The organism is Actinoplanes sp. KI2 (assembly GCF_025630775.1).
Classification (GTDB): domain Bacteria; phylum Actinomycetota; class Actinomycetes; order Mycobacteriales; family Micromonosporaceae; genus Actinoplanes.
Genome location: NZ_JAOSZE010000108.1, coordinates 1 through 2,004 on the forward strand (window position 1 = coordinate 1; position 2,004 = coordinate 2,004).

The 2,004-nt window shown below is 68.4% G+C and carries 1 protein-coding gene; it reads left to right on the forward strand.

All coding sequences use genetic code 11. The annotated features are described in order from the left end of the window. Positions 1–355 precede the first annotated feature (355 nt). Positions 356–1,651, forward strand: a complete 1,296-nt coding sequence (locus tag ODJ79_RS46440; protein WP_263030163.1) for a recombinase family protein — start codon at positions 356–358, stop codon at positions 1,649–1,651. The last annotated feature ends 353 nt before the right edge of the window (positions 1,652–2,004 follow it).

Here is a 2,004-nt window from a genome sequence, read left to right on the forward strand (position 1 = left end):
GATGAGTGAGTTGGCCGTGTGTTTGCTGCAGTCGTGATGTCACGTACCGTAGTCGCCTTGTCGTTGGGTGGACCTGGTATTTGATCGTGAATGGGCAAGGTTCGGGTCGAGGTTTCGTGTTCAGCTGTACCGAGCCGGGCACCTTGTCTAACCGGCGGGGTGGCGACCGCCTGGGATGAGTGGCGTTGCTGCGTCGAACGGGCGGTGATGATCGGATGGTGTCGTCGCCCGTAAGCGTGACGGTCAGGTTATGCGGAGCGTGGGCAGGGTGATTGTTCGCAGCCGGGTATCGCCTGGTGGGTCTGCCGGCTGATACCGGTGGGGGAGGACATCTTCTCGGATCGCGGTGATCGATATGCCGTCTCTCGCTCGGCCTACGGCGCTTAGTTCGTTTGATTCCTGGATTGAGGTGCCGCAGACCGTGCGGCGGCGTGGCCGGTCGGTGATCGGGCCCGGCCGGGGCGGGTTGCGGTTCGCGTTCTACGGCCGGATCTCCACGGTGGAGTATCAGGATCCGGTGTCGTCGCGGGCGTGGCAGGTGGAGGCGGCCGGGCGGGTGGTCGCGGGCCGTGGGCGGATCGTGGTGGAGTTCTTCGATGCGGGTGCGTCGCGGAGTCTGCCGTGGGCGCGCCGTCCGCAGGCGGCGGCGTTGTTGGCGGCGGCGGAGGATCCGGATCGTGGGTTTGATGCGGTGGTGGTGGGGGAGTTCGAGCGGGCGTTCGCCGGCGGGGAGGCGCAGTTGGTGATCGCGCTGCTGGCGTCGTTCGGCGTGGCGGTGTGGTTGCCGGAGGCGCGTGGCCCGGTGGATCTGGCCCGGGCGGAGCATCAGGCGTTGCTGTTGATGTTGGGGCATCAGGCGGAGCGGGAGGTGCTGCGGAACAGGTTCCGCACGAGCGCGGCGATGGCGGCCCAAGTCAAGGAGCAGGGTCGTAACCTCGGTGGCCGCCCACCGTACGGGTATCGCCTGGTCGATGCTGGGCCGCATCCGAAGGTGATGCATGCGGCGTGGGGGCGGCGCCGGCATCGGCTGGAGGTGGATCCGGTGACCGCGGGGATCGTGCAGTGGATGTTCGCCAGCCGTCTGGACGGGTTGAGCGCGGCGGGGATCGCGCGGCTGCTCAATGAGCGTGGTGTCGCGTCGCCGGGAGTGTACGACCACGCCCGGAATCGGCATCGCAGCGGGGCGGTGTGGACGTTGAGGACGGTGGCGGCGATCCTGGCGAATCCGAGGTACACCGGTCGGCAGGTGTGGAACCGGCAGTTCACCGATCACCGGGAAGCGGTGCCGGGGGACAAGCGGTCCAGTCGCGGGCCGGTGCGGGTGTGGAACCCGCGCTCAGACTGGGTGATCTCCAACGAGGCCACCCATGACGCGCTGGTCAGCGACGCCGACTTCCTGGCCGTGCAGCAGGTCACCGCCCTGGCGATGCCGGAGGACGGCCGCGTCCACCGGTATCAGCTGACCGGTCTGCTGGTGTGCGAGTCGTGCGGGCGCCGGTTGGAGGGGCATTGGGTGAACCGGCGACCGGGCTACCGGTGCCGGACGGGCACACCAGCGCCCGTCCGGCTGAGGCGGACGGGCCGCGCTGGGTGTACTGGTCGCAGGCCCGCATCGTCGAGGAGATCCTCGCCGGCGGCGAGAGCGAGCTGACCGGATGCGCGGAGGCCGGGCAGGTGGCTGCTCATCTGCGGGCGCACGAGAAGCTGATCGTGTGCGGTCCGGACACGGTGACACTCGAAGATGCCGTCGCGGATGATGCGGAACCCGCGTGCCGGCCGGTGGACGGCGTGGGCCGGCCGACGGGTGAGGTGCTGGGCAACGGTCAGCTCATCCTGCCGTTGCCGACCAGGTCGGCCCGGAAGAGGAACGGTTCCGGCGAGTGGATTCCGAGGCCAAGGCGGGGAAAGAGAGACCCCCATCGAGATCACCCAGAATGTGAATGATCTCTTTGGGGGTTAACGTGTCCGGAGCCCAACAGGCGGGATAGGCACACGGTGATCGTC